This window comes from Streptomyces sp. HUAS TT7, from assembly GCF_051550175.1.
Lineage (GTDB): Bacteria > Actinomycetota > Actinomycetes > Streptomycetales > Streptomycetaceae > Streptomyces.
The window spans coordinates 3,220,691-3,246,217 of the sequence record NZ_CP196175.1; the positions used below are offsets into that span (position 1 = coordinate 3,220,691).

General features: G+C 70.3%; 22 protein-coding genes. 12 read left to right on the forward strand and 10 right to left on the reverse strand.

Annotated elements, in window-relative coordinates; translation table 11 throughout:
- Positions 1 to 168 precede the first annotated feature (168 nt).
- The 3 genes from ACSHXC_RS14260 to ychF form a co-directional block, all read right to left on the reverse strand.
- Positions 169 to 582 (reverse strand): DNA-binding protein, encoded by a 414-nt coding sequence (locus ACSHXC_RS14260; protein WP_102926138.1) that lies wholly within the window; start codon positions 580 to 582, stop codon positions 169 to 171.
- Entirely contained in the window at positions 564 to 848 is a 285-nt protein-coding gene (locus ACSHXC_RS14265) for a hypothetical protein (protein WP_103541406.1), read from the reverse strand. The genes ACSHXC_RS14260 and ACSHXC_RS14265 overlap by 19 nt, the downstream gene beginning before the upstream one ends.
- Positions 849 to 1,178: 330 nt before the next feature.
- Positions 1,179 to 2,267 carry a redox-regulated ATPase YchF gene (gene ychF, locus ACSHXC_RS14270; protein ID WP_438291952.1) on the reverse strand — a complete coding sequence of 363 codons (1,089 nt, stop codon included), beginning with the start codon at positions 2,265 to 2,267 and terminating at the stop codon, positions 1,179 to 1,181.
- Positions 2,268 to 2,441: 174 nt separating this feature from the next.
- On the opposite strand from ychF, the gene ACSHXC_RS14275 reads away from it, so the two are divergent.
- Positions 2,442 to 3,035 carry a DUF6542 domain-containing protein gene (locus tag ACSHXC_RS14275; RefSeq protein ID WP_438291953.1) on the forward strand — a complete coding sequence of 198 codons (594 nt, stop codon included), beginning with the start codon at positions 2,442 to 2,444 and terminating at the stop codon, positions 3,033 to 3,035.
- A gap of 70 nt (positions 3,036 to 3,105) precedes the next feature.
- On the opposite strand, the gene ppgK is transcribed toward ACSHXC_RS14275, so the two are convergent.
- Both ppgK and ACSHXC_RS14285 read right to left on the reverse strand, forming a co-directional pair.
- A complete protein-coding gene (ppgK, locus tag ACSHXC_RS14280) occupies positions 3,106 to 3,849 on the reverse strand; it encodes a polyphosphate--glucose phosphotransferase (RefSeq protein WP_438296574.1) in 744 nt (247 codons plus the stop codon).
- Positions 3,850 to 3,955: 106 nt separating this feature from the next.
- Positions 3,956 to 4,945, reverse strand: coding sequence for a 4-hydroxy-3-methylbut-2-enyl diphosphate reductase (locus ACSHXC_RS14285; protein ID WP_344378043.1), 990 nt, complete (start codon positions 4,943 to 4,945; stop codon positions 3,956 to 3,958).
- Positions 4,946 to 5,020: 75 nt separating this feature from the next.
- On the opposite strand from ACSHXC_RS14285, the gene ACSHXC_RS14290 reads away from it, so the two are divergent.
- From ACSHXC_RS14290 to ACSHXC_RS14305, 4 genes are all read left to right on the forward strand, one after another.
- A complete protein-coding gene (locus ACSHXC_RS14290) occupies positions 5,021 to 6,469 on the forward strand; it encodes an APC family permease (protein ID WP_438291955.1) in 1,449 nt (482 codons plus the stop codon).
- Between the two features lie 9 nt (positions 6,470 to 6,478).
- Positions 6,479 to 7,693 (forward strand): exodeoxyribonuclease VII large subunit, encoded by a 1,215-nt coding sequence (gene xseA / locus ACSHXC_RS14295; RefSeq protein ID WP_438291956.1) that lies wholly within the window; start codon positions 6,479 to 6,481, stop codon positions 7,691 to 7,693.
- A 10-nt stretch (positions 7,694 to 7,703) separates the two neighbouring features.
- On the forward strand, positions 7,704 to 7,934 hold the full coding sequence (locus ACSHXC_RS14300) for an exodeoxyribonuclease VII small subunit (RefSeq protein ID WP_386006012.1): 231 nt from the start codon (positions 7,704 to 7,706) through the stop codon (positions 7,932 to 7,934).
- Between the two features lie 292 nt (positions 7,935 to 8,226).
- The gene (locus ACSHXC_RS14305) at positions 8,227 to 8,817 is read left to right on the forward strand and encodes a malonic semialdehyde reductase (RefSeq protein ID WP_438291957.1); all 591 of its coding nucleotides are present in this window, start codon (positions 8,227 to 8,229) and stop codon (positions 8,815 to 8,817) included.
- Between the two features lie 209 nt (positions 8,818 to 9,026).
- Here the strand turns inward: ACSHXC_RS14305 and ACSHXC_RS14310 are convergent, their stop codons facing one another.
- A complete protein-coding gene (locus ACSHXC_RS14310; RefSeq protein WP_438291958.1) occupies positions 9,027 to 9,581 on the reverse strand; it encodes a DUF4245 domain-containing protein in 555 nt (184 codons plus the stop codon).
- 128 nt (positions 9,582 to 9,709) lie between these two features.
- Here ACSHXC_RS14310 and glpX point away from each other — a divergent pair, with 128 nt between their 5' ends.
- Positions 9,710 to 10,741: a class II fructose-bisphosphatase gene (gene glpX / locus ACSHXC_RS14315; RefSeq protein ID WP_344378035.1), complete on the forward strand. Its 1,032-nt coding sequence runs from the start codon at positions 9,710 to 9,712 to the stop codon at positions 10,739 to 10,741.
- A gap of 124 nt (positions 10,742 to 10,865) precedes the next feature.
- Here the strand turns inward: glpX and ACSHXC_RS14320 are convergent, their stop codons facing one another.
- Positions 10,866 to 11,219: a WhiB family transcriptional regulator gene (locus ACSHXC_RS14320; protein ID WP_438291960.1), complete on the reverse strand. Its 354-nt coding sequence runs from the start codon at positions 11,217 to 11,219 to the stop codon at positions 10,866 to 10,868.
- Positions 11,220 to 11,370: 151 nt separating this feature from the next.
- Positions 11,371 to 12,069 carry a DUF1707 SHOCT-like domain-containing protein gene (locus tag ACSHXC_RS14325; protein WP_438291961.1) on the reverse strand — a complete coding sequence of 233 codons (699 nt, stop codon included), beginning with the start codon at positions 12,067 to 12,069 and terminating at the stop codon, positions 11,371 to 11,373.
- Positions 12,070 to 12,235: 166 nt separating this feature from the next.
- Between ACSHXC_RS14325 and ACSHXC_RS14330 the strand changes: the two genes are divergently transcribed.
- Together ACSHXC_RS14330 and ACSHXC_RS14335 are read left to right on the forward strand one after the other, a co-directional pair.
- Positions 12,236 to 13,921, forward strand: a complete 1,686-nt coding sequence (locus ACSHXC_RS14330) for a fumarate hydratase (protein ID WP_438291962.1) — start codon at positions 12,236 to 12,238, stop codon at positions 13,919 to 13,921.
- Positions 13,922 to 14,055: 134 nt separating this feature from the next.
- Positions 14,056 to 14,358 (forward strand): hypothetical protein, encoded by a 303-nt coding sequence (locus tag ACSHXC_RS14335; protein ID WP_438291963.1) that lies wholly within the window; start codon positions 14,056 to 14,058, stop codon positions 14,356 to 14,358.
- A 21-nt stretch (positions 14,359 to 14,379) separates the two neighbouring features.
- Here the strand turns inward: ACSHXC_RS14335 and ACSHXC_RS14340 are convergent, their stop codons facing one another.
- Entirely contained in the window at positions 14,380 to 15,903 is a 1,524-nt protein-coding gene (locus ACSHXC_RS14340; RefSeq protein ID WP_438291964.1) for a ricin-type beta-trefoil lectin domain protein, read from the reverse strand.
- A gap of 165 nt (positions 15,904 to 16,068) precedes the next feature.
- On the opposite strand from ACSHXC_RS14340, the gene ACSHXC_RS14345 reads away from it, so the two are divergent.
- The 3 genes from ACSHXC_RS14345 (at position 16,069) to ACSHXC_RS14355 (ending at position 20,526) form a co-directional block, all read left to right on the forward strand.
- Complete coding sequence (locus ACSHXC_RS14345; protein ID WP_438291965.1) at positions 16,069 to 17,460, forward strand: class II fumarate hydratase; 1,392 nt, start codon at positions 16,069 to 16,071, stop codon at positions 17,458 to 17,460.
- A gap of 55 nt (positions 17,461 to 17,515) precedes the next feature.
- On the forward strand, positions 17,516 to 18,196 hold the full coding sequence (gene fomD, locus ACSHXC_RS14350; RefSeq protein ID WP_438291966.1) for a cytidylyl-2-hydroxypropylphosphonate hydrolase: 681 nt from the start codon (positions 17,516 to 17,518) through the stop codon (positions 18,194 to 18,196).
- A 293-nt stretch (positions 18,197 to 18,489) separates the two neighbouring features.
- Positions 18,490 to 20,526: a SpoIIE family protein phosphatase gene (locus ACSHXC_RS14355; protein WP_438291967.1), complete on the forward strand. Its 2,037-nt coding sequence runs from the start codon at positions 18,490 to 18,492 to the stop codon at positions 20,524 to 20,526.
- 62 nt (positions 20,527 to 20,588) lie between these two features.
- On the opposite strand, the gene ACSHXC_RS14360 is transcribed toward ACSHXC_RS14355, so the two are convergent.
- A complete protein-coding gene (locus ACSHXC_RS14360; protein ID WP_438291968.1) occupies positions 20,589 to 22,874 on the reverse strand; it encodes a transglycosylase domain-containing protein in 2,286 nt (761 codons plus the stop codon).
- A gap of 270 nt (positions 22,875 to 23,144) precedes the next feature.
- Between ACSHXC_RS14360 and ACSHXC_RS14365 the strand changes: the two genes are divergently transcribed.
- A complete protein-coding gene (locus tag ACSHXC_RS14365) occupies positions 23,145 to 25,520 on the forward strand; it encodes an FtsX-like permease family protein (RefSeq protein WP_438291969.1) in 2,376 nt (791 codons plus the stop codon).
- The last annotated feature ends 7 nt before the right edge of the window (positions 25,521 to 25,527 follow it).

Consider the following 25,527-nt stretch of genomic DNA (forward strand, 5'->3'; position numbering starts at 1 on the left):
AGCGGCGGATCCCCGGTTACCGAAACCGGGGATCCGCCGAATACTTGTAGATCCACCGCCACGCCCTGACCGCCCGTCGAAAGGCAGTAAAGCGACGATCAGCACCTCACCTGTGAAATTCGCCTGACCCTATCGAGCACTGCCCTGTCGCACCGCGGACAGGGGAAGTCAGACCGCCACGAGCCGGACCCGATCGCCGCAGAGCTTGACCATGTCGTCGATATCGGAGGTCAACATGACCACGGGGCGGTGCTGGCGCAGCGCGGCCTCAGCGACCGCCGCATCGATCGCGTACTTGTGCCCGTGCAAACCTGCATCCATCAGCAGCTTCGAGGCCGCTCTCGCCTCCTCATCGCCCACCGGGACGACCCGCAGCCCGGAGAGCACCCAGTTCAGGCGGGACTTGTTCGTACGCGAGTGGACGGCCTCGATGATGGTGAGCGCACTGATCACGACCTCCATGCCGCGCGAGCGCGCCTCGGCAATCAGAGCCACCACCTGCTCGTCGTCGGCGAGTAGCTTCGAGAGCCCCTCACTGTCGAGGATCAGCGTCCCCTCGTGACTCAGCCTGCGGCGGGCCACTCGGCCTCCTCGGCGAACACCTCGTCGAAGACCTGGCGCGCCCGCTGCCGGGCCTGCTCAGAGACCGGCCCCTTGCGGCTCTCGTAGTCCGCCAAGTACTCGTCAAGGACCTGGCCACGCAGCTCACGCTCGACCGCCTCAGCGATGAACGCCGAGAACTCCCGCTTACCCACCCGCGCCCGGATCGCCTCCGCGGTCCCCTCCGGCAGCGACAGGCTCACCCGCGTCGCCGGCCCTTCCCCGATGCTGTACGTCGTCTCGGCCATACCCCGAGTGTGTCAAACGAGTAGGAAAAGCGCCACGGCCCGGCCCTGCACGGAGGCCCAGAGCCGTGAAGAGAGCGTGTGGACGGATCCGCCCCCGCCAGCCCCTCGCATCGGACAGCACAGCGTCCGAAATCCAGCACGGGCGTCGCCATCCCATCCCAGCACAATCCCAGCACGGTACAGATGACCAGGGATGACGACAGGTGACGAGGGGTCAGTTATCCCAGCACCATCCCAGCACGGGAAAAAGCGAAGGGCCCGACTCCGAAGAGTCGGACCCCTTCTGACCTGCGCGTTTGCCATACCAGCGACGCGGCGATAAGTCAGCGGCTACACATTGAACCGGAACTCCACAACATCCCCGTCCTGCATCACGTACTCCTTGCCCTCCATCCGCGCCTTCCCCCGCGACCGTGCCTCCGCCACCGAGCCCGCGTCGATCAGGTCGTCGAAGGAGATGACCTCCGCCTTGATGAAGCCCTTCTGGAAGTCCGTGTGGATCACGCCGGCTGCCTCGGGGGCCGTGGCGCCCTTCGGGATGGTCCAGGCTCGGGTTTCCTTCGGGCCTGCTGTCAGGTAGGTCTGGAGGCCGAGGGTGTCGAAGCCGACTCGGCCCAGGGTGGCGAGGCCGGGCTCTTCCTGGCCCATGGACTGGAGGAGTTCGAGGGCCTCGTCGTCGTCCAGCTCGATCAGCTCGGACTCGATCTTCGCGTTGAGGAAGATCGCCTCCGCGGGGGCGACCAGCGCGCGCTGCTCGTTCTTGAAGTCCTCGTCGACCAGTTCGTCCTCGTCCACGTTGAAGACGTAGAGGAAGGGCTTGGTGGTGAGGAGGTGCAGCTCGTGCAGGAGGTCGCCCTGCTCCGTGCCCTTGGTGATGCCGTGCGAGAACAGGGTGTCGCCGGCCTCCAGGATCTTCTGCGCCTTCTCCACTGCCGCCAGGACCGCGATCTTGTCCTTCTGGAGGCGGGACTCCTTGGTCAGGCGCGGCACCGCCTTCTCGACGGACTGGAGGTCGGCGAGGATCAGCTCGGTGTTGATCGTCTCGATGTCGTCCTTCGGGGACACCTTGCCGTCGACGTGGACGACGTTCTCGTCCTTGAAGGCGCGGATGACCTGGCAGATCGCGTCCGACTCGCGGATGTTCGCGAGGAACTTGTTGCCCAGGCCCTCGCCCTCGCTCGCACCGCGCACGATGCCGGCGATGTCCACGAAGTCGACCGTGGCGGGGAGGATGCGCTGGGAGCCGAAGACCTCGGCCAGCTTCGCCAGGCGGGCGTCGGGGACGCCCACGACGCCGACGTTCGGCTCGATGGTGGCGAACGGGTAGTTGGCCGCCAGTACGTCGTTCTTGGTCAGGGCGTTGAACAGGGTCGACTTGCCGACATTCGGCAGACCGACGATTCCGATCGTGAGCGACACGTGGCGACTTCCCGGTACGAGGGCGGTGGACGGTCCTGAGAGTGGACCGTCCACCAGTTTACGGGCGCGCGATACCGGCCGTGACGGCCCCGGACCGTCGAACGCACACCCAAGCTCGCCCAAAGGGCGTGTCCAATGGGTGGTTACTCCCCTGTGGCGACCTACGTTGGTGCGGTGGAGCAATACAGGACGCGCACCCCGCAGCACGGACAGCGAGCACAGACCTCGGCGCCGGGATCCTCCCGGGCGCCCATCGGCGTGCCCGCGGGAGCGGCGGTGAACGGTGAGAACGCCGCCGTCCACCGGACGGCCGACCGCACCCGGCCGGTCCCGCCCATCGCTCTCGCGCTGCGCAGACTGCCCGCCCCCCGGCTCACCGGGCTCGGCGGCGGGCTCTTCGCGGCGGCCCTGATGTTCGTGCTCGGCACCCTGGACTCGCTGCTCCTCGACGACTCACCGACGGTGTACGGAGTGCTGTTCCTGCCGGTCAGCGCGGTCACCGCGCTCTGGGTACGGCCCGTCGACCTGGTGACCGCCCCGATCTGCGTGCCCATCGCCTTCGCCGTGGGGATCGTCCCGATCGCGGGCGGCGTGGGCGGCTTCGGCGGGCAGGCCATGGCCGTGGTCACCGCGCTCGCCCTGCACGCCGGCTGGCTGTACGCCGGAACGCTCGTGGCCGCGGTGATCGCCACCGTACGGAAGGTGCGGATGATGAGCCGCCGCAGGCGCGGTTCGAGGAAGCCCGGTGGGCCGGCGGGCAGGCTCTGACCCCGTCGCTCAGCAGCCCTGGGAAGCCGGGCGGGGGCGAGCCACTAACCGGCCCGCCCCCGCCCCGCGGCTACCGCCCCGCCGCCACCATCGCCGCCCCCACGATCCCCGCGTTGTTCTGCAGCTGCGCCGGGACGATCTCCGCCTCGATGCCCTCGATCAGCGGGAGGAACTTGTCGGCCTTGCGGCTCACCCCGCCGCCGATGACGAACAGCTCGGGCGAGAACAGCATCTCCACGTGGGCCAGGTACTTCTGGACCCGGCGCGCCCAGTGCGACCAGCTCAGGTCCTCGTCCTCCTTGGCCTTGGTGGAGGCGTGCTTCTCGGCGTCGTGGCCGTGCAGCTCCAGGTGGCCGAGCTCGGTGTTGGGGACGAGGTGGCCGTCGATGAAGACCGCGCTGCCGATGCCCGTACCGAAGGTCAGCAGGATCACCGTGCCCTTGCGGCCCCTGCCCGCGCCGACGCGCATCTCGGCGACGCCCGCCGCGTCCGCGTCGTTCACGACGGTGACGGGCAGGCCGCCCAGGCGGTCACCGAGGAGCCGGGCGGCGTCCACGCCCACCCACTTCTTGGCGACGTTCGCCGCGGTACGGACGGTGTTCGCGGTGATCACCCCGGGAAACGTGATGCCCACCGGGCCCGACCAGCCGAAATGGCTGACGACCTCCGCGACGCAGCCCGCCACCGCGTCGGGGGTGGCGGGCTGCGGGGTCAGTACCTTGTGACGTTCCTGCGCCAGGTCGCCGCGCTCCAGGTCGACCGGGGCACCTTTGATGCCGGATCCGCCGACGTCCACTCCGAACACGTTCCTCATGGCGTTCATGAGATCCACGGTACGGGCGGACGCCCGGCCTGACGTGCTGGACGGAGCGACTCGTCCGGGTGTCCGGACGGGGTTGCTCGCCGAGAGGCCGGGCGGGTTATTCGCCCGAGAGCTCGGCCGCCTCGGCGCGCAGGTCGCGGCGCAGTTCCTTGGGCAGCGAGAAGGTGATCGACTCGTCCGCCGTCTTCACCGTCTCGACGTCGCCGTAACCGCGCTGGGCCAGCCACTCCAGTACGCCGTCGACGAGGACGTCCGGGACGGAGGCGCCGGAGGTCAGGCCGACCGTGGTGACGCCCTCCAGCCAGGCCTCGTCGATCTCGTCCGCGAAGTCCACCAGGTGGGCGGCGGGGGCTCCCGCGTCCAGGGCGACCTCGACCATGCGGATCGAGTTCGAGGAGTTCTTGGAGCCGACCACGATGACCAGTTCGGCGTCCTCGGCGAGCTTCTTCACCGCGACCTGGCGGTTCTGCGTGGCGTAGCAGATGTCGTCGCTGGGCGGCGAGAGCAGGTTGGGGAACTTGTTCTTGAGCGCGCCGACCGTCTCCATCGTCTCGTCGACGGAGAGCGTGGTCTGGGAGAGCCAGACGACCTTCGACTCGTCGCGGACCTCGACGTTCGCCACGTCGTCCGGGCCGTCGACCAGCGTGATGTGGTCCGGGGCCTCGCCCGAGGTGCCGATGACCTCCTCGTGGCCCTCGTGGCCGATCAGGAGGATGTCGTAGTCCTCCTTGGCGTACCGCACGGCCTCCTTGTGGACCTTGGTGACCAGCGGGCACGTCGCGTCGATGGTGGCCAGCTTGCGCTCGGCGGCCTCCGCGTGGACGGTCGGAGCCACGCCGTGGGCCGAGAACATGACGATGGAGCCCTCGGGCACCTCCGCCGTCTGCTCGACGAAGATCGCGCCCTTCTTCTCCAGGGTCTGTACGACGTACTTGTTGTGGACGATCTCGTGCCGGACGTAGATGGGCGCCCCGTACTGCTCCAGGGCCTTCTCCACGGCGATCACGGCACGGTCCACGCCCGCGCAGTAGCCGCGGGGAGCGGCGAGCAGGACCCGGCGGGAAGCAGTAGCAGTCATGCCGTCCATGGTAGGGGCTGGTACGGAAAGACCGACCGGCGTGCCCGGCGGGCCAAAGATCGCGGAGCCGGTGAGACTGGCTGCATGAGCGGCGTACGCGAGGAGCACGGGGAGCCCCAGGAGCCCGGGCGGACGGAAGGGACCGATCCGGGCGAGGTGGCCGAGGGGGCCGGGCAGCTGCGGCGGAGTCTCGGGTTCCGGGACCTGGTCGTCTACGGGCTGCTCTTCATCGCCCCCATGGCCCCGGTCGGCATCTTCGGCACCCTGGACGCCAAGTCGCACGGCGCGGTCGCGCTGGTCTATCTGGTGGCGACGGTCGCCATGGGCTTCACCGCGTTCAGCTATGCCCAGATGGTGCGGGTCGTGCCGCTGGCCGGGTCGGTGTTCGCGTACGCGCGCAAGGCGCTCGGCGAGGGGCCCGGGTTCATCGCCGGGTGGATGGCGATGCTCGACTACCTGCTCATCCCGGCGGTCGCCTACCTCTTCTCCGGCATCGCGATGAACTCCCTGGTCCCGTCGGTGTCGCGCTGGGTGTGGACGGCGATCGCGGTGGTGATCACCACCCTCCTGAACCTGTGGGGCGTACGGGCCGCGGCCCGGGTCGGCTTCGCGGTGCTCGCCATGGAGATCGTGGTGCTGCTCGTCTTCGTGGTGTCGGCGGCGGTCGTGCTCGTACGGGACGGGGCGCAGCGGGGCTGGCTTTCGCCGCTCAGCGGGGATGCCGGCTTCTCGCTGGGGGCGGTGCTCGGCGCGGTGTCCGTGGCCGTGCTGTCCTACCTGGGCTTCGACGCGATCGCCACGTTCGCCGAGGAGGTCACGGGGGGCTCGGCGAAGGTGGCGCGGGCGGTGCTGTTCTGCCTGGTCCTGGCCGGGATCCTGTTCGTCGTGCAGTCATATCTGGCGGCGCTGCTCGAACCGATGTCGTCGGCGCAGCTCGCGGCCGACCCGGCCAAGCAGGGCTCGGCGTTCTACGACACCGTCGAGGCCTCGGTCGGGGGCTGGCTGCACACCCTGGTCGCGGTCAGCAAGGCGATCGGGGCGGCCTTCGCGGCGCTGGCCGGGCAGGCCGCGGCGGGCAGGCTGGTCTTCGCGATGGCCCGCAACCGGCGCCTGCCGCGCTTCCTGTCGCGGACCGACTCGGGGGTGCCGCGCGCGGCGCTGCTGCTCGCCGCGGTGGTCACGCTGGTGGCCGCGGTGTGGGCGGCCCGGCGCGACGACGGCATGGACCACCTCGTCTCGGTGGTCGACATGGGCGCACTCACCGCGTTCTTCCTGCTGCACGCCTCCGTGGTCGGCTGGTACGCGGTACGCCGCATGGAGGGCGCCCCCAACTGGCTGAGCCACGTGGTGATTCCGGTGCTCGGCGCTGCCGTCATCGTCGCGGTGATCTGGGAGGCGACGGCCACGGCCCAACTGGTGGGCCTCGGCTGGCTGGCGGTGGGCCTGGTGGTGCTCGCCCTGCAGTGGGGCCGCCGGGGTGGCGCCGACGCGGAGCCCCCGGCGCCGGGCGGGACTGTCAGTGGGGCGGGCTAGCCTGCGTACATGGCTCTGAATACGAGTGCGGACGCGCCGCTCCCCGTCGGCGAGGTGTCACGCCTCATCGGGGGGTGGATCAACCGGCTCGGCGCGGTCTGGGTGGAGGGGCAGATCACCCAGCTCTCGCGGCGGCCCGGCGCGGGCGTGGTGTTCCTGACCCTGCGCGACCCCTCGCACGACATCTCGGTGGGCGTCACCTGCTACCGCCAGGTGTTCGACGCGGTGGCCGACGTCGTCTCGGAAGGCGCGCGCGTCGTCGTGCACGCGAAGCCCGAGTGGTACGCGCCGCGCGGCCAGCTCTCGCTGCGGGCGGTGGAGATAAAGCCCGTCGGCATCGGTGAACTGCTCGCCAGGCTGGAGCAGTTGAAGCGGACGCTGGCCGCGGAGGGGCTCTTCGCCCTGGACCGCAAGCGCCAACTCCCGTTCCTGCCGCAGCTCGTCGGGCTCGTGGTGGGGCGGGCCTCGGCGGCCGAGCGGGACGTCCTGGAGAACGCGCGGCGGCGCTGGCCCGCGGTGCGCTTCGAGGTGCGCAATGTGGCGGTGCAGGGGGTGCACGCGGTGTCGCAGGTCGTCCAGGCGGTGAAGGAGCTCGACGAGCTGCCGGACGTCGACGTGATCATCGTGGCACGGGGCGGCGGCAGCGTGGAGGACCTGCTTCCGTTCTCGGACGAGCAGCTGGTGCGGGCGGTCGGCCAGTGCCGTACGCCGGTGGTCTCGGCGATCGGGCACGAGCCGGACGCGCCGCTGCTCGACCTGGTCGCGGACCTGCGCGCGTCCACCCCGACCGACGCGGCGAAGAAGGTCGTGCCGGACGTCGGCGAGGAGCTCGACCGGGTCCGGATGCTGCGGGACCGGGCCCGCCGCCATGTCGTCGGCCTCGTCGACCGGGAGGAGCGGGGGCTCGCCGGGGTGCTCGGCCGGCCCTGGATGGAGCGGCCGCACCGGATGGTCGACGACCGGGCCGACGAGGTGGACGCGCTGCTCCACCGCTCGCGCCGGGTGCTCGGCCACCACCTCGACCGGGCTGACTCCGAGCTCTCGCACACCCACGCCCGGGTGGTGGCCCTGTCGCCGAAGGCCACCCTGGAGCGGGGGTACGCGGTGCTCCAGCGGGCCGGGGGCGAGGTGGTGCGCTCCCCCGACGAGGTCGCGGCCGGGGAGGATCTGCGCGCCCGGGTCGCCGAGGGCGAGCTGCACGTCACTGTCGTACCGCGGACTTAGGGTGGATCACATGGCCAAGACGGACGAGGCGGCATCGGGTGATGCGGCACTGGGGTACGAGCAGGCGCGGGACGAGTTGATCGACGTGGTGCGGCGGCTCGAAGCGGGGGGTACGTCCCTGGAGGAGTCGCTGGCGCTCTGGGAGCGGGGGGAGGAGCTGGCGAAGGTGTGCCGCCGGTGGCTGGAGGGGGCCCGGGCCCGCCTCGACGCGGCGCTGGCGGAGCCGGCCGAGGAGGGCTGACCCGAGCCGCCCGGGGCTCCGCCCCGGACCCCGTTCGCGCCTTAAGGGCGCTCGTCCTCAAACTCCCCCAAGGCCTTAAGGGCCAGGGGGGACCCCCCTGACAGGCTGGATATGCCCGCATCCACCCTGCCAGGGGCGCGGGGAACTGCGCGACCACCCGGCCACGGTCCGCAGACCGAAGAAAGCCCTCTGTGAGCCTGATCACGCAAAGCCAGGTTTAGTTGAAAGTTAACCAAACCCTGCCGTACGGTCGAGGACATCGCTTGATCAGCAGCCCGGAAGGTGTTTCCAGATGTCCCTCGCCCTTGACCCCGCCGCCCAGGACCTCCTCTTCCGTGAGGCTCGCACCGCCAACACGTTCACCGACGAGCCGGTGACCGACGAGCAGGTCCAGGCGATCTACGACCTGGTCAAGTACGGCCCGACCGCCTTCAACCAGTCGCCGCTGCGCATCACCCTGGTCCGCTCCCCGGAGGCCCGCGAGCGCCTCGTGAAGCACATGTCCGAGGGCAACCAGCCGAAGACCGCCGCCGCCCCGCTGGTCGCGATCCTCTCCTCGGACAACGAGTTCCACGAGGAGCTCCCGGCCCTCTTCCCGCACTTCCCGGCCGCCAAGGACGCCTTCTTCTCGGAGCGCCCGGTCCGCGAGGGCGCCGCGCTGCTCAACTCCGCGCTGCAGGCCGCGTACTTCATCATCGGCGTCCGCGCCGCCGGCCTGGCCGCCGGCCCGATGACCGGCCTGGACTTCGCCGGTGTGCAGAAGGAGTTCCTGGACGACGACCACACCCCGCTGATGGTCGTCAACATCGGCAAGCCCGGCGAGAACGCCTGGTACCCGCGCAGCCCGCGCCTGGCCTACGAGGACGTTGTCACCACCGTCTGACGACAACCCCCTCCGGCCGGGGGTCCGGGGGGTGCCCCCGGGAAGACACAGTCCGCGCAGCCCGCGCCTGGCCTACGAGGACGTTGTCACCACCGTCTGAGCCGGCGCGCAGCGCACAGCGCGTACGACGAGGGCCGCCGCACCTTTCCGGTGCGGCGGCCCTCGTCGTACGCGGCACAGGCCTCGTACGCGGCACACGTCAGGAAGTCTCAGCCCGTCGGCGTCGGCGTCGGCGTCTTCTTCGACTCCAGTGCCCCCGCCATCGCCACCAGCTGCTCGTACGGAGCCGTGCCCGTGACCACCGTCGTGGAGCCCTGGTCCTGGCGGACGAGGGCGTCGTACTTGGGGCCGTCCCAGAACGTCCAGGTCGCGCCCGCGATCTTCTGCGACTTGTCGGTCTTCGTCGCGCTCTTGCTGACCTCGGCGACGAACTTGTCCGAGGGCGCGGTCGACTGCTCGATCGCGACGTACTGGTTCCCGGGGTCGAGGAAGCCCAGGTGCCAGGCGTTGCTCTTGGCGCCGTCGTACCACTTCGAGGTCGCCCGCCACTTGTCCTGGTCGGGCAGGCCGACCGGGGCCGCCACCGGGTACGGCGCGAGCCGCCGCGCGATGGTGAGCTCGACCTGGTAGTCGACGGTCTGGACCGGGTCGGCCGATTCGTCGTGCGGGATGAACACATAGATCACAGCCGCCGCGATGCCGATCACCGCCAGCGACTGCAGCATGTTCCGGACTGTCTGCTTGCTGCTGCGCGTTCCTGCCACGGCCCCATGGTCTCAGGTCATGTCGCCGCTCATACGTGGACCCCTCTGCTCAATTTGTCGATGTGCCGATAGAGTCCTAGCACCCTCTTTTATCCTGCGGCCGTCGCCGTACAGAAAGGTGCGCTCCGATGACCGAGCATCATCTGCCGTCCGAACTCGAAGTCTCCCCGGAGGCTCCCGACCGCAACCTGGCCCTGGAGCTGGTGCGGGTCACCGAGGCCGCCGCCATGGCCGCCGGCCGCTGGGTCGGCCGCGGGGACAAGATCGGCGCGGACGGCGCCGCGGTCAACGCCATGCGGACCCTCGTCTCCACCGTCTCGATGAACGGCGTCGTCGTCATCGGCGAGGGCGAGAAGGACGAAGCCCCCATGCTCTACAACGGGGAGCGCATCGGCGACGGCACCGGCGCCGAGGTCGACATCGCCGTCGACCCGATCGACGGCACCACCCTGAACGCCAAGGGCATGCCGAACGCCATCGCCGTGCTCGCCGCCGCCGACCGCGGCACCATGTTCGACCCGTCCGCCGTGTTCTACATGGACAAGCTGGTCACCGGCCCCGAGGCCGCCGACTTCGTCGACATCAACGCCCCGGTCTCGGTGAACATCCGCCGGGTCGCCAAGGCCAAGAAGTCCTCGCCCGAGGACGTCACCGTGGTCATCCTCGACCGCCCCCGCCACGAGGGCATCGTCAAGGAGATCCGGGAGACCGGCGCACGTATCAAGTTCATCTCGGACGGCGACGTCGCCGGTTCGATCATGGCCGTGCGCGAAGGCACCGGCGTCGATCTGCTCATGGGCATCGGCGGCACCCCGGAAGGCATCATCTCGGCCTGCGCGATCAAGTGCCTGGGCGGTGTCATCCAGGGCAAGCTGTGGCCCAAGGACGAGGCCGAGCGCCAGCGCGCGATCGACGCCGGGCACGACCTGGACCGTACGCTCTCCACGAACGACCTGGTCAGCGGCGACAACGTGTTCTTCGTCGCGACCGGCATCACCGACGGCGAGCTCCTGCGCGGCGTCCGCTACCGCGCCGAGACCGCCACCACCCAGTCCCTCGTGATGCGCTCGAAGTCCGGCACCATCCGCCAGATCGACTCGACCCACCGCCTGTCCAAGCTGCGCGCGTACAGCGCGGTCGACTTCGACCGGGCCAAGTAGCCACCAGGCCAACTGGCCACTGCGCCAACTACCCACTGGGTCAAGGCAGTTCGTACGTATGTGAAGGGGCGTCCCCGTAGTGCGGCGGGGGCGCCCCTTCACGTACGCAGAGCCGTGAGCGGAGCTATGCGGCGGATGCGGCCTTCTTGAGTTCGACCTCGCGCCGTCGGCGGCGGGCGATGACCACCCGGCGTTCGGCCGCGGTCAGGCCGCCCCACACCCCGTAAGGCTCGGGCATGAGCAGGGCGTGCTCGCGGCACTCCACCATGACGGGACAGCGGGCGCAGACCCGCTTTGCGGCCTCCTCACGGGAGAGCCGGGCGGCCGTGGGTTCCTTGGACGGGGCGAAGAACAGGCCCGCCTCGTCCCGGCGGCAGACCGCCTCCGCGTGCCACGGGCCCGCCTGATCCTCCCGAGCTGGACCACGCTGCGGCGGAACGGCGGTGACCTGCACGGAATGATGCGGCGGATGCAGCACGGTCTACTCCTGACGACGGCTTCGCTAGCGAGCGACGATGCGACAGTCCCTACCCGCTGTACGCGCGCCTATGCACTGAGTTCCGTAGTGCGGAACTTCGCTCGGGTCGCCGATGGCCTGAACCCGGCGCCGCCGCGCGCCGATCCGGCCGTCAGGGGCCGAGCCGTTTGCGCAGCCGGTCGTGGAGGTCGGCGATGCGCTTGCCCCGCTTCGGCTTGGCCTCGATGTTGCCGAAGACCGAATATCCATTGACGACGACCACCGGCGCCTCAGGATCGTCGGCCTCCAGGGTGTGCACCTCGAAGTTGCCGAAGATGCCGGTGCCGCTGCCGCGCAGGCTCAGATTCTCCGGGACCCGGACCTCCACATTGCCGAAAATCGCAGTCGCGTTGATGACGGTCAGCCGCTGTTCGAAGAGCGCCTCGGTGAGGTCGATCTCCACGCTGCCGAACAGCGAGAAGGCGTTGGTGCGCTTGCCGACCCGCCAGCGGCCCTTTCGGGTGGAGGCGGAGAAGACCGCGACCAGGTTCTCGGCGTCGACCGGCACGCCCGGCTCCTCCGGCACGCGCGGATCGGGGGCAGCCACCGGGCGCGGGCGGGCTCCGGCCGCGGGCAGGTCCAGGACCAGGGGCTCCAGTTCGCCGACCGTCTTGGCGCGGTAGACCGCGTCGATGCGCTCGGAGTGCTCGGCGGCATCGAGCCGGCCCTCGGCCAGGGCGTCGCGCAGGATGTCGGCGATCCGGTCCCGGTCCGCGTCGGAGGCCCGCAGCGCCGGGGGCTCGGCATGCTTGGTGAGATCGGCCTTCGCGGGCTCCGCGGGATCCGGCTGAGCGTGCTTTTCGAGGTCCACGGAGCCAGCGTACCCAAACGCGATAGATCGCGACTAGTCGCGGGATGGGGCGAGCTCGGCAACTGAGCCTTACCTCACAGGATCGCGCCGGTGGCGGCGGCATACGCTGGTGGGTGCTGTGTCAATGGAGGTGCAGCAGCTGTCTGCCGAGTGAGGAATGGCCGCAATGCCAGAGTTTCAGTACTCCGACCTTCTCCCCCTGGGAGAGGACACCACGCCGTATCGCCTGGTGACCGCCGAGGGTGTCTCCACCTTCGAGGCCGACGGCCGTACGTTCCTCAAGGTCGAGCCGGAGGCGCTGCGCAAGCTGGCCGCCGAGGCGATCCACGACATCCAGCACTACCTCCGCCCGGCGCACCTGGCCCAGCTGCGGAAGATCATCGACGACCCGGAGGCCTCGGGCAATGACAAGTTCGTCGCGCTCGACCTCCTGAAGAACGCGAACATCGCCGCGGCGGGCGTGCTCCCGATGTGCCAGGACACCGGCACCGCGATCGTGATGGGCAAGCGCGGCCAGAACGTGCTCACCGAGGGCGGCGACGAGGCGGCCCTCTCGCGCGGCATCTACGACGCGTACCTGAACCTCAACCTGCGCTACTCGCAGATGGCGCCCCTCACCATGTGGGACGAGAAGAACACCGGCTCGAACCTGCCCGCGCAGATCGAGCTGTACGCGACCGACGGCGGCGCCTACAAGTTCCTCTTCATGGCCAAGGGCGGCGGCTCGGCCAACAAGTCGTTCCTCTACCAGGAGACGAAGGCCGTCCTGAACGAGTCCTCCATGATGAAGTTCCTGGAGGAGAAGATCCGCTCGCTCGGCACCGCCGCGTGCCCGCCGTACCACCTGGCGATCGTGGTGGGCGGCACCAGCGCCGAGTTCGCACTGAAGACCGCGAAGTACGCCTCCGCGCACTACCTGGACGAACTCCCCTCCGAGGGCTCGGAGTTGGGCCACGGCTTCCGGGACGAGGAGCTGGAGAAGAAGGTCTTCGAGCTGACCCAGAAGATCGGCATCGGCGCGCAGTTCGGCGGCAAGTACTTCTGCCACGACGTGCGCGTGGTGCGCCTGCCGCGGCACGGCGCCTCGCTGCCCGTCGCGATCGCCGTCTCCTGCTCGGCCGACCGCCAGGCCGTCGCGAAGATCACCGCCGAGGGCGTCTTCCTGGAGCAGTTGGAGACGGACCCGGCGCGCTTCCTGCCGGAGACGACCGACGAGCACCTGACCGCGTCCGATAGCGGCTCCGCCGCGGGCAACGAGGACGACGTCGTCCGCATCGACCTCAACCAGCCGATGGACGCGATCCTGGCCGAGCTCACCAAGTACCCGGTCAAGACCCGCCTCTCGCTGACCGGCCCGCTGGTCGTGGCCCGCGACATCGCGCACGCCAAGATCAAGGAGCGGCTCGACGCGGGCGAGGAGATGCCGCAGTACCTCAAGGACCACCCGGTGTACTACGCGGGCCCGGCCAAGACCCCCGAGGGGTACGCGTCCGGCTCGTTCGGCCCGACGACGGCTGGCCGGATGGACTCCTACGTGGAGCAGTTCCAGGCGGCGGGCGGCTCCAAGGTGATGCTGGCCAAGGGCAACCGCAGCAAGCAGGTCACCGACGCGTGCGGCACGCACGGCGGCTTCTACCTCGGCTCGATCGGCGGCCCGGCCGCGCGTCTGGCCCAGGACTGCATCAAGAAGGTCGAGGTCGTCGAGTACGAGGAGCTCGGCATGGAAGCGGTGTGGAAGATCGAGGTCGAGGACTTCCCGGCGTTCGTCGTCGTGGACGACAAGGGCAACGACTTCTTCCAGGCCCCCGCCGAGCCGCCGACGTTCCTGAACATCCCCGTCCGGGGCGCCTAGTTGAGACCGGGCTCGAATAGGGTCCAAAGGCCCTAAGGGCCCGGTGAATTAGCCACCTATCCTGGCATGTGTCCGCAATCGCCCCGGCCGCCGCATCGGCCGGGGAGGTTCAACCACCGGGAGGGGTGGCGCAGTTGGGGTTTCTTCTCGGGCCCGGCGGCTTACTGACGGGGCTCGACCGGGCGCTCCGCCGGCGCCGCGCGAAGGCGTCGCCGACGGCCCATGCGCTGGTCGGCGAGGCGGGCCGGGTGGTCACGCCGATCCCGCGCGGCGGCTACGGCGAGGTGCTGTTCTGTGTGCGCGGCCGGTCGCTGAAGTACGCGGCCAGGGCGCGCACCCCGCTCGCCTTCGGCGCCCCCGTCCGGGTGTCGGCGGCCCTGTCCCCCTCCGCCATCGAGGTGGCGCACCTCGGCCCCGCCGCGGACGGCTGTCCGTGACGGGGCCGGGCGCTCGATCGGTCAGGCGAAGCGCTGGCTCGCGGTGGCGTCGCAGGGCCGCAGCGTGAGCGGGTCCTTGGCGGCGCCGAGCGTGGCGCACAGGCTGGTCGCCGCGGCCGGGCGCAGGGTGCCGGACTGGCGCACCCACTCCTGGTTGGCGGCGCCCGAGCAGTTCCAGATGATCAGCTCGGCACCGGCGGTGTAGTTCGCGCCCGGCACGTCCAGGCAGCGGTCCTGGGTGAGCTGGGTGTGGACGGACCCCCGGTCACTGTCGTACCACCAGCCCTGGTTGCGACCGCCGTGGCAGTCCCAGCCGCCCACCGTCGTACCGTTGGCGCTGTTCGCCGCCGTGACGTCGACGCATGTCCCGGTCGCCTCGTTCTTCAGCGGCTTGTACGCGTCGTCCCAGGCGAGCGGGTAGAGCGTCGGGGTTCCGGTGGAAGCGGGGTCGGAGCAACTGCCTTCCTGTACACCGGAGTTGTAGAGCTGGGTGAGGCAGGAGGCGAAGGCGCCGTGGCCCCGGTAGTTGGGGTGGAAGGACTGGCGGACCGAGTTCGAGTCCGGCAGCCCGGGCTTGGAGAGGTCGATGTAGAGGCCCCGGGCCCAGGTGTCCTCCATGCACACCTCGTGGCCGTTGAAGAGCCGCGAGTTGTCGAGGTAGGTCGCGCCGGTGTCCTCGGCCGCCTTGCGCATGCCGACCTCGAAGGCGGGCACCGCGGTGTTGCGGCCCCAGACGGTGTCGGAGTCGTAGCCGAGACCACCGCAGGCGAGCTTGCCCGGGAAGCTCGGGTTGTCGTGGAAGTCGGGACCGATCGGGCTCGGGTAGCCCATCACGACGAGCTTGTACGAGCCGTCGGCGTAACCGGCGTCGCGCATCACGGTCTTGAGGTCGCTCACGGCCCGCTCGACCTTGGGCACCAGGGCGTCCACCCTGGCCTGCCAGCCGGCCTCGTACTTGGGCCGGCACGGACCCTGGAGCAGCAGATAGCGCTCGACGCAGTCGGTCATGACCGGGCCGAACTGGAGGTCGTCGTTGGCCCCGGCGACCAGGAGCACCATCTTGATGCGGGTGTTGCGGGCCTTGATGGCGAGGTTGTCGCTCTGCACGAGCTCGTCGGCGTACTGCTTGGTCCCGCCGATCACGATGTTCCCGGTGTACGCGCCCGAGCAGGCGACGTTGTACGTCTCGTCGGCCGGGATGCCGGTGCGGTGGATCGCGGAGTCGGGCGAGCGGTGGCACCAGTTGTCGGGACCGTTGGTGCCGGCCTCGTAGGTGCCGACGCCCTCGCCGGATATCTCGCTGTCGCCCAGCGAGATCAAGCCGGTCTTGCGGTCGGCCATCGGCCGCTCGGCCGGGCTGCCGTAGAGCTGCGTCGCCTCGGCCGCCCGGATCTTCTCCAGCTCGGGCGAGAGCGGAGTGGACCGGACGGACGGCGTGGCCGCGGCCTGCGCGGTCGTCGCGCCGGCCGCCATGCCCCCGAACGCCGCCGCTGCGGCCACGGCGGCCGCGAACGTACAGCGAAGTCTGTGCCTGGTGCGCCTCATTGCGCCTCCCCGGTTATTGGTTAACACCGGTATTTACTGGCCAGTAAGGCGTGTTGGGAATAGGTAGAACAAGACAAGTGCTCACGTTTTTCGGGGTCTGGGGTCGCCCCCAGAAAATTGCAGCTTCGGGACCCGGAAAACCACAGCCTCAGGAGGTTCAGCGACATGAACGACAGCGAGTTCCGCATCGAGCACGACTCGATGGGCGAGGTGCGGGTCCCCGCGCATGCCAAGTGGCGGGCGCAGACGCAGCGGGCGGTGCAGAACTTCCCCGTCTCCGGGCAGCGCCTGGAACGCGCCCACATCGAGGCGCTGGCCCGCGTCAAGGCGGCCGCGGCCAAGGTCAACGCCGAGCTCGGGGTCCTCGACAAGGACATCGCGGGAGCTGTCGAGGAGGCGGCCGGGGAGGTCGCCGACGGGCGCTGGGACGAGCACTTTCCGGTCGATGTCTTCCAGACCGGATCCGGTACCTCCTCGAACATGAACATGAACGAGGTCGTGGCGACGCTCGCCACCGAACGGCTCGGCCGCGACGTCCACCCCAACGACCACGTCAACGCGTCGCAGTCCTCCAACGACGTGTTCCCCTCCTCCATCCACATCGCCGCGACGGCCGCCGTCACCGCCGACCTGATCCCCGCCCTTGACCACCTGGCGGCCGCCCTGGAGCGCAAGGCGGCCGAGTTCGCCGACGTGGTCAAGTCGGGCCGTACGCACCTGATGGACGCCACCCCGGTGACGCTGGGCCAGGAGTTCGGCGGCTATGCCGCACAGGTCCGGTACGGCATCGAGCGGCTGCGCTCCTCGCTGCCGCGCCTTGCCGAACTCCCCTTGGGCGGCACGGCGGTCGGCACCGGCATCAACACCCCGCACGGCTTCTCGGCGGCCGTCATCGCCGAGGTCGCGCGGGCCACCGGCCTCCCGCTCACCGAGGCCCGGGACCACTTCGAGGCGCAGGGTGCGCGCGACGCCCTGGTGGAGACCAGCGGGCAGCTGCGCACCATCGCGGTCTCGCTCACCAAGATCTCCAACGACCTGCGCTGGATGGCCTCGGGGCCGCGTACGGGATTGGCCGAGATCAGTCTTCCCGACCTCCAGCCGGGCTCGTCGATCATGCCCGGAAAGGTCAATCCGGTCATTCCGGAGGCCGTTCTCATGGTCGCGGCCCAGGTCGTCGGCAACGACGCGACCGTCGCGACGGCGGGCGCGGCCGGCAACTTCGAGCTCAATGTGATGCTGCCGGTGATCGCCAAGAACCTCCTGGAGTCGATCCGGCTCCTCACCAACGTCTCCCGGCTCCTTGCGGACCGCACCGTCGACGGCATCACCGCGAACGTCGAGCGGGCCCGCGAGTACGCCGAGTCCTCGCCGTCCGTCGTCACCCCGCTCAACAAGTACATCGGGTACGAGGAGGCCGCCAAGGTCGCCAAGAAGTCCCTGGCCGAGCGGAAGACCATTCGTGAAGTGGTCCTCGAATCCGGCTACGTGGAGCGCGGCGACCTCACCGTCGAGCAGCTCGACGAGGCGCTGGACGTGCTGCGGATGACCCGTCCCTGAGACCGGGTGATCTGTATCGCAGCGTGGTCTTGACCGCACTCCGTAATATCTGCGCATGGCAGGTACAGGAGGCGGCACCCCACACTGGGCGCCAGGGGACCAGATCCTCTGGCGCTATCGCGATCACGCCCCCGGCCCGGAAACGGGCGGGTTCCACATCTGCCGCCCGGTCACGGTCGTCCAGGACACCGACGACGTGCTCGCCGTGTGGATGGCGCCCGGCACCGAGTGCGTCCGCCCGATGCTCGCCGACGGCCGGCCCCTGCACAAGGAACCGCTGGCCACCCGCTACACCGCCCCGCGCACCACGGAGCACTCGCAGTGGTTCGGCACAGGCGTGCTCAAGCTGGCGCGCCCCGGCGAACCCTGGTCGGTGTGGCTCTTCTGGGAGCGGGGCTGGCGCTTCAAGAACTGGTACGTGAACCTGGAGGAGCCGCGCGCCCGGTGGTCGGGCGGCATCGACTCCACGGACCACTTCCTCGACATCTCGGTTCATCCGGACCGGAGTTGGCGCTGGCTGGACGAGGACGAGTTCGCCCAGGCCCAGCGGGTCGGCCTGATGGACGGCGAGCGGGCCGGGCGGGTCCGGGAAGCCGGGCACGCCGCGGTCGAGGTGATCGAGGCGTGGGGCCGGCCGTTCTCGGACGGCTGGGAGACGTGGCGGCCCGATCCGCGATGGCCCGTACCCGCGCTCCCGGCGGACTGGGATCGCACCCCGGCGCATATGACGTCGTGAGACCCTTGATGCGCCCCCGGGGTTCAAACGTAGGATCGTCCTCCGCAGGGCCACGCAGGGGCCACCAGCAGTAATCGGCAGTCCCGGTGCAAGAATTGACCGTATGTCACCACAGGGGGGTGGAGCATGCCCGGTGTCGCCGCCGCCCGGTCGGGTCCGCCCCCGTGCCTCAAGAACGTGGGGGAGGGTATACGGCGTGAAGCGACCGCATCGCGCATCCTTACCCTGTCGCTGCCACTGCCGCCGCTCGCGGCAGGGCGGATGTCTCATCCCGGACGGACGGAACCCGACGCGTGACGGAGCCCCAGCCCACCTCGCACGAGAGCCGGCGCAAGGAACTCGCCCGGCCCACCGAGCAGCCCCTTCCCCACGCTCTTGAGGAGCAGGGGAGGCCCCATGCCGACACCCCGGATTCGGGCGGTCCGGCCCGGCGCAGCCCGCTGGGCGCCCGTGCCGCCGACCGGAGCGGCGGCGTGACCGCCTCCGTGCCCGGCCAGCCCGAGCGCGGCAGCCGGGACGCCGCGGCCGCCTCCGCCGTGCCCTCCGTCGGCGTGCCCGGGGTGCCCGGCGAGGGCGGATCGGGGGCTTCGGGTCCCGGCGACGGGGCGGCCGCGGTGGCCCGCCGCGAGGGCGACCGGCTGCGCTTCGTGGGCGCCGCGACCCGGCGGATCGCCCGCGGCATAGATCTCGACGAGATCGTGCTCGGCCTGTGCCGGGCCACCGTGCCCACGTTCTCCGACGCCATCCTGGTCCACCTGCGCGACCCGCTGCCGGTCGGCGACGAACGCCCGGCGACGCCGTTCGTGCTGCGCCTGCGCCGCACCGACCGGCTGCGTTTAGTGGACGAGGCGCTCAGCGAGAGCGCGGAGGCCGACGGCCTCACCCTGCTCGGCCCCGGACCCGACCTGACCCCCGCCTCCGAGCTGTGCGAGGTGCGCACCGGCGGCGAGCTCAACGAGGTCCTGCGCGGGGTGCGGCCGGTCTTCGCGGAGTCCCCCGCCGCCCGCGCGGCGCTGGCCGAACTGCTCGGCCCCGACCGTACGGTGCCCGGCGGCCGGCGGGCGATACTCGCGCCGCTCCGTGGCCGGCGGCGGGTGATCGGCGCCGCCGTCTTCGTGCGCGGACCCGAACGGCCCGCCTTCGAGGCCAACGACCTCTTGGTCGCCGCCCAGTTGGCGACGCACACCGCCCTCGGCATCGACAAGGCCGTCCTGTACGGCCGCGAGGCGTACATCGCCGACGAGCTCCAGCGCACCATGCTGCCCGACAGCCTCCCCCAGCCCACCGGCGTGCGGCTCGCCTCGCGCTACCTGCCGGCCGCCGAGACCGCCCGGGTCGGCGGCGACTGGTACGACGCGATCCCGCTGCCCGGCAGCCGGGTCGCCCTGGTCGTCGGCGACGTCATGGGCCACTCCATGACCTCCGCCGCGATCATGGGCCAGCTGCGCACCACCGCGCAGACCCTGGCGGGCCTCGACCTGCCGCCCGCCGAAGTCCTGCACCACCTCGACGAACAGGCCCAGCGGCTCGGCACCGACCGCATGGCGACCTGCCTGTACGCGGTGTACGACCCGGTCGCGCACCGCATCACCATCGCCAACGCCGGCCACCCGCCACCGGTGCTGCTCCACCTCGGCGGCCGCGCCGAGGTCCTCAGGGTGCCGCCGGGCGCCCCGATCGGCGTGGGCGGGGTCGACTTCGAGGCCGTCGAGCTGGACGCCCCGGCGGGCGCGACGCTGCTCCTGTACACCGACGGGCTCGTCGAGTCGCGGCTCCGCGATGTGTGGACCGGCATCGAGCAGCTGCGTGAACGCCTCGCCGCCACCGCCCAGTTGACCGGCCCCGACCACTCGCCGCCGCTCGAAGCGCTCTGCGACGACGTGCTCGACATGCTCGGCCCCGGCGACCGCGACGACGACATCGCGCTGCTCGCCGCCCGCTTCGACGGCATCGCGCCGAGCGATGTCGCGTACTGGTTCCTGGACCCGGAGGAGACCGCCCCCGGCCGGGCCCGCCGGCTCGCCCGCCGGGCCCTGGAACGCTGGGGCCTGGAGGAGCTGACCGACTCGGTGGAGCTCCTGGTGAGCGAGGTCGTCACCAACGCCGTGCGCTACGCGGAGCGGCCGGTCACGCTGCGGCTGCTCAAGACCGACGTACTGCGCTGCGAGGTCGGCGACGACTCCCCGCAGCTGCCCCGCCAGCGCCGGGCGCGCGAGACCGACGAGGGCGGGCGCGGGCTCTTCCTGGTGAACCGGCTCGCCAGACGCTGGGGCGCCACCCGGCTCTCCGGCGGCAAGGTGGTCTGGTTCGAGCTGCCCACCCGTACCTGACGAGTTCCGGAACGAGACGGCCCCCACTCCCGGTGTCCCGGGGTGGGGGCCGTCGGCCGTCGTCAGCCGTTGGGGTTGAGCGGGTTGTCCACCGGCGGGCTCGCCCCGCCCGTACCCGAAGGCGTCGGCGGTGTCGGCGGCTTCGGCTTGTGCGAGGCCGTGTTGGACGGGGTGTTGCTCGGGGTCACGGGGGTGTTGGACGGCGTGTTCGACGGGCTCCTGGCCGGGGGCTTGGACGGCGTGTTCGACGCGGGCTTGGAGGGCGTGTTCGACGCGGGCTTGGACGGCGTGTAGGCGGGCTCAACGGCCGCGCCCTGGTCGGTGTCCAGGTCGAACTTGGCGGCGCCGCCCTTGACCGCGTCGAAGGTGTACGCGGCCCAGATGCGGGCCGGGATGGAGCCACCGTTGATGCGGCCGTCCTCGCCGGCGCCGTTGGTCATCGTGACCTGGCCGCCCTTGGGGATGTTCACGCTCTTGCCGTCGACCTTGACGACGCGCGGCTCGGCGGCCTCGCCCCACAGTCCGACCGAGGTGACCAGGTCCGGGGTGTAGCCGGTGAACCAGGCCGACTTGTTGTCGTCGGAGGTACCGGTCTTGCCGGCGACCTGCTTGCCGTCGCGGTTGTCGGCTTCGGCCACCGACTTCTGCGCCGTACCGTCGTCGACCACGCCGGTGAGCACCGAGGTGACCGAGTCCGCGGCCTGCTTGCTGATGACCTGGCTGCCGATCGGGTCCGGCTTCTCGTACTTGTGGTCCTTGTGCTCGGCCGACTTCACGATCGACGGCGTGACTTCCTTGCCGTGGTTGTCGAGCGTGGCGTACACGGCGGCCATCTGGAGGGGGCTGGCGCCGTAGGAGCCGAGCGTCATGGCGGGCACGGGGTTCAGGCCCTTGATGGACGTCATGCCCATGGCCACGGCGGTGTCGCGCACCTTGTCGAGGTGGGCGTCGACACCCATCTGCGCGAAGACGGAGTTGACCGACTTGTTCATCGCGTCCTGGACGCTGATGGGGCCGTAGCTCCTGTCGTCCTCGTTCGGCGGGTCGAAGGCGATGTTGCTGCCCTTGACCGGCCGCCTGCTGTCACCGTTGTAGACGGTGTTCGCCGTGATCTGCTTGCCGTCCTGCGTCTCGGCGCCCTGGTTGAAGGCGGCCGCGAGGATCACCGGCTTGAAGGTCGAGGCGGGCTGGTAGGTGGGGTTGGTGGCGTTGCTGAGCTGGTGCTTCAGGAAGTCCTGGCCGCCGTAGAGGGCGACCACCGAGCCGGTCTTCGGGTCCACCGAGGCCGCGCCGGCCTGGAGGTCCGCGTCGACCTTGCGCTTGCTCGGGTCGAGCTTGCTGGTCAGCTGCGCCTTGACCGCGTCTTCCAGGAGCTTCTGCTTGGCGGGGTCGATGTTGAGCGTGATGGTCCAGCCACCGCGGTCCAGGACGGCGGAGTCCACCCCGTTGCGGATCACCTCGGCCTTGGCGGCGGCGACCAGGTAGCCGGTCTGGCCCGCCATGCCGGCGTCGGCCTTGGCGTCGTTGGGGGGCGTGAACTTCAGCTTCGCCCGTTCCTCGGGCGTGAGCCACTTCTGCTCGACCATGTTGTCGAGGGCCTTGTTCCAGCGCCCCTGCACCAGCTGCTTGCCCATCGGGCCGGCCGTCTGCCAGTCGTACTGACTGGGTGCCTGGAGCAGCGCCGCGAGGTAAGTGCCCTCCTCCAGCGTCAGCTTGGAGACGTCCTTGCCGTAGTACGCCTGCGCCGCGGCCTGGATGCCGTAGGCACCCCGGCCGTAGTAGCTGGTGTTCATGTACCCGGCGAGGATCTCCTCCTTGGTGTAGCGCTGGTCCACCTTGAGGGAGATCACGATCTCCTTCAGCTTGCGGGTGACCGTCTGCTCCTGCGTCAGGTAGTTGTTCTTGACGTACTGCTGGGTGATCGTCGAGCCGCCCTGGGCGCCCTTGCCCATCAGGGTCTTGAGGATGCCTCGGGTGGTGCCCTTGAAGTCGACGCCCTTGTCGTCGTAGAAGGTCTTGTTCTCCAGGGCGACGAAGCTGTGCTGGATCGGTACGGGGACCTTGTCGAGGGAGACCGCCTCGCGGTTCACCTTGCCGGAGCGGGCGAGTACCTGGCCGTTGGAGAGCTTGTAGACGTTGCTCTCCAACTGGGCCTGGTCGTTGTCCTTCGGGATGGGCACCATCAGGTAGATGACATAGAACGCGCCCATCGCGAGGAGGCAGAGGCCGAAGAAGGTGCCGAGCATCTTCTTCCAGGTGAAGAACCGGCGTATGCCCTTCTTCTTCACCTTCTGCTTGCTCCGGCGCGCCCCGTCCTGCCGGGCGCGCCGCTCTTCCGCTCGGCCCATAACCTCAGTCGCTCGCCTTCATATGACTCACCAGACTCGCCAGATCAGCTCAGAAAACTAACACCGCACCTATGGACAAAGCGGATTCGATCACGTCTTTTCCGTACGTGAGAATGAGCACCTGCCCCATGGGAACCGACGATTGAATCGTGCCAAGGGTTGCGAGAGTTCCTGATACTGCCCTGATTTGCCCGGTAATGGCAGGGTCACCGAGCGCTATGCACCCCGGGTATACACAGTAGGTATACCGGGTGCGTATAGTGCTCTCCCATGAAGCGACGGCTCCACGATCTCGGCCTCGGCATCCGGTTCGCCCTCAGCGGCGGCCGCGAGGGCTGGGCGCGCACCCTGCTCACCGCGGTCGGTGTCGGGCTCGGCGTCGCCCTGCTCCTGGGCGCCGCATCGGTGCCGCACCTCGTGGACGAGCGGGCGAACCGCATCCACGACCGGCAGCCGTTCTCGGCGGGCTCGGCCAAGAACACCGGCGACCTGAAGGCCTCGCTCCTCTATGCCACCGCCGACACCGAGTACCGCGACGACACCATCGGCGGGAAGGTGCTGCGCCCGGCGAACGCCGACCCCGTCCTTCCGCCCGGCCTGACCTCCATACCGGCCCCCGGCACCATGGCCGTCTCCCCCGCGCTGCGCGACCTGCTCGACTCCCCCGAGGGCGAACTGCTCCGTCAGCGGCTCCCGTACGAGATCACCCGGACCATCGGCGACGCGGGCCTGGTCGAGCCCTCGGAGCTCTACTACTACGCGGGCAGCGCCACCCTCTCCGCCGACACCGGCGCCTCCTCGGCGGCCGGGTTCGGCAACATCGGCGAGAGGGAGCCGCTCGATCCGATGCTGGTCGTCCTCGTCATCCTGATCTGCGTCGTCCTGCTGATGCCGGTCGCCATCTTCATCGCGACCGCCGTACGGTTCGGCAGCGAGCGGCGCGACCGTCGGCTCGCGGCGCTGCGCCTGGTCGGCGCCGACGCCCGCACCACGCGCTGGATCGCCGGTGGCGAGGCCCTGGCCGGAGCCGTGCTCGGGCTCGCCATCGGCACCCTGCTCTTCCTCGGCGGCGCCGAAGTCCTGGGCCCCCTCAAGCTGTGGAGCTTCGGCTTCTTCCCCGGCGACCTCAGGCCCGTGCCCTGGCTGGCGCTGCTCGTCGCCGTCGCGGTGCCCGCCCTGGCGGTGGCGGTGACCCTGGCCGCGCTGCGCTCGGTGGTCATCGAGCCGCTCGGTGTCGTACGGGGCGGACGCACCCGGCGCCGCCGGCTGTGGTGGCGCCTCGCGATGCCCGGCGTCGGTGTGGTGCTGCTCTTCCTGTCGCAGAGCCCGGACGTGCAGACGGCGCCGCTGGTACCGGACGGCATCGCCATCCCTCTACTGGACAGCCTCACCCCCGTCTTCATCGCCACGGGTGCCACCCTCGTCCTCGCCGGGCTCATCACGCTGCTGCCGTGGCTGGTCGAGGCGGTGGTGGGCAGGCTGCGCGGCGGCTCGCCGGCCTGGCAACTGGCCGTACGAAGGCTCCAGTTGAGCAGCGGCACGGCATCGCGAGCCGTCAGCGGCATCACGGTGGCGGTCGCCGGGTCGGTCGCGCTCCAGATGTACACCGTCGGCATCCACGACGACTTCAACAGGGTGACGGGCGCGGACGCGAACCGCGCCCAGTACACCGTCATGGCCGAGTACCCGGACGCGAAGCTCGCCGAGAAGATGATCGGGGCCTTCCGGGACACCCCCGGCGTGCGGAAGGTGATCGGCTCCGTCAGCAGTTACGTGACCAGCCCCGAGCCCGTCGCGTCCGACGACATCCGGCCCACCACCCAGCTCACCCTCGGCGACTGCGCGACCCTCAAGGAGCTGGCCCGTATCGACTCCTGCAAGGACGGCGACACCTTCGTGGTGCACCCCACGGACGATCCGAGGCAGGCCGCATGGGTGGACCGCACGGCCCGGCCGGGCAAGCCGGTCAACACCGCGTCCGACGAGCCCGGCGTCCCGCAGCGGCTGTGGACGCTGCCCGCATCGGCCCGTACCGTCACCGCCCGCCCGGACCCCACGGGTGAGGAGCAGCACGGCATCTTCGTCACCCCGGGCGCGATCGACGTCTCACTGCTCGGCAGCACGGCCGGCACGTCCGCCATGCTCACCGTCGACCAGCGGGTGCCGGACGCCGCCGAGCACATCCGCAACACCGCGGCCGGGCTCTCCCCGCAGCTGCGGGTCAACACCGTGCGCACCATCGAGCGCGACCAGCAGTACGCCGGCATCCAGACCGGCCTCCAGGCCGCCTCCCTCGCCACGCTCGGCCTGATCGCGGCCAGCATGCTGGTCTCGCAGCTGGAGCAACTGCGCGAGCGCAGGCGCCTGTTGGCGGCCCTGGTCGCCTTCGGTACCCGGCGGGCGACACTGGCCGGCTCCGTCCTGTGGCAGACCGCGGTGCCGGTCGTCCTCGGGATCGGTCTCGCGGTGGCGGGCGGCCTCGCGCTCGGCGCCCTGATGCTGCGGATCATCGGCAAGACCATCACCGACTGGTGGCTCTTCCTGCCGCTGGCCGGGGCGGGCGCCGCCGTGATCCTCGCGGTGACCCTGCTGAGCCTGCCGGCCCTGTGGCGCCTGATGCGCCCCGACGGCCTGCACACCGAATGACTACGAC

Bases quoted from the DNA above. Each gene is read 5' to 3' on its own strand.
- fomD (WP_438291966.1), top strand. From the start codon at position 17,516: ATGGCAGGTACAGGAGGCGGCACCCCACACTGGGCGCCAGGGGACCAG.
- ppgK (WP_438296574.1), bottom strand. From the start codon at position 3,849: ATGAGGAACGTGTTCGGAGTGGACGTCGGCGGATCCGGCATCAAAGGT.
- ACSHXC_RS14265 (WP_103541406.1), bottom strand. From the start codon at position 848: ATGGCCGAGACGACGTACAGCATCGGGGAAGGGCCGGCGACGCGGGTG.
- glpX (WP_344378035.1), top strand. From the start codon at position 9,710: ATGACCGAGCATCATCTGCCGTCCGAACTCGAAGTCTCCCCGGAGGCT.
- ACSHXC_RS14290 (WP_438291955.1), top strand. From the start codon at position 5,021: ATGAGCGGCGTACGCGAGGAGCACGGGGAGCCCCAGGAGCCCGGGCGG.
- ACSHXC_RS14305 (WP_438291957.1), top strand. From the start codon at position 8,227: ATGTCCCTCGCCCTTGACCCCGCCGCCCAGGACCTCCTCTTCCGTGAG.
- ACSHXC_RS14365 (WP_438291969.1), top strand. From the start codon at position 23,145: ATGAAGCGACGGCTCCACGATCTCGGCCTCGGCATCCGGTTCGCCCTC.
- ACSHXC_RS14285 (WP_344378043.1), bottom strand. From the start codon at position 4,945: ATGGACGGCATGACTGCTACTGCTTCCCGCCGGGTCCTGCTCGCCGCT.
- ACSHXC_RS14300 (WP_386006012.1), top strand. From the start codon at position 7,704: ATGGCCAAGACGGACGAGGCGGCATCGGGTGATGCGGCACTGGGGTAC.
- ACSHXC_RS14330 (WP_438291962.1), top strand. From the start codon at position 12,236: ATGCCAGAGTTTCAGTACTCCGACCTTCTCCCCCTGGGAGAGGACACC.
- ACSHXC_RS14340 (WP_438291964.1), bottom strand. From the start codon at position 15,903: ATGAGGCGCACCAGGCACAGACTTCGCTGTACGTTCGCGGCCGCCGTG.
- ACSHXC_RS14360 (WP_438291968.1), bottom strand. From the start codon at position 22,874: ATGGGCCGAGCGGAAGAGCGGCGCGCCCGGCAGGACGGGGCGCGCCGG.
- xseA (WP_438291956.1), top strand. From the start codon at position 6,479: ATGGCTCTGAATACGAGTGCGGACGCGCCGCTCCCCGTCGGCGAGGTG.
- ACSHXC_RS14345 (WP_438291965.1), top strand. From the start codon at position 16,069: ATGAACGACAGCGAGTTCCGCATCGAGCACGACTCGATGGGCGAGGTG.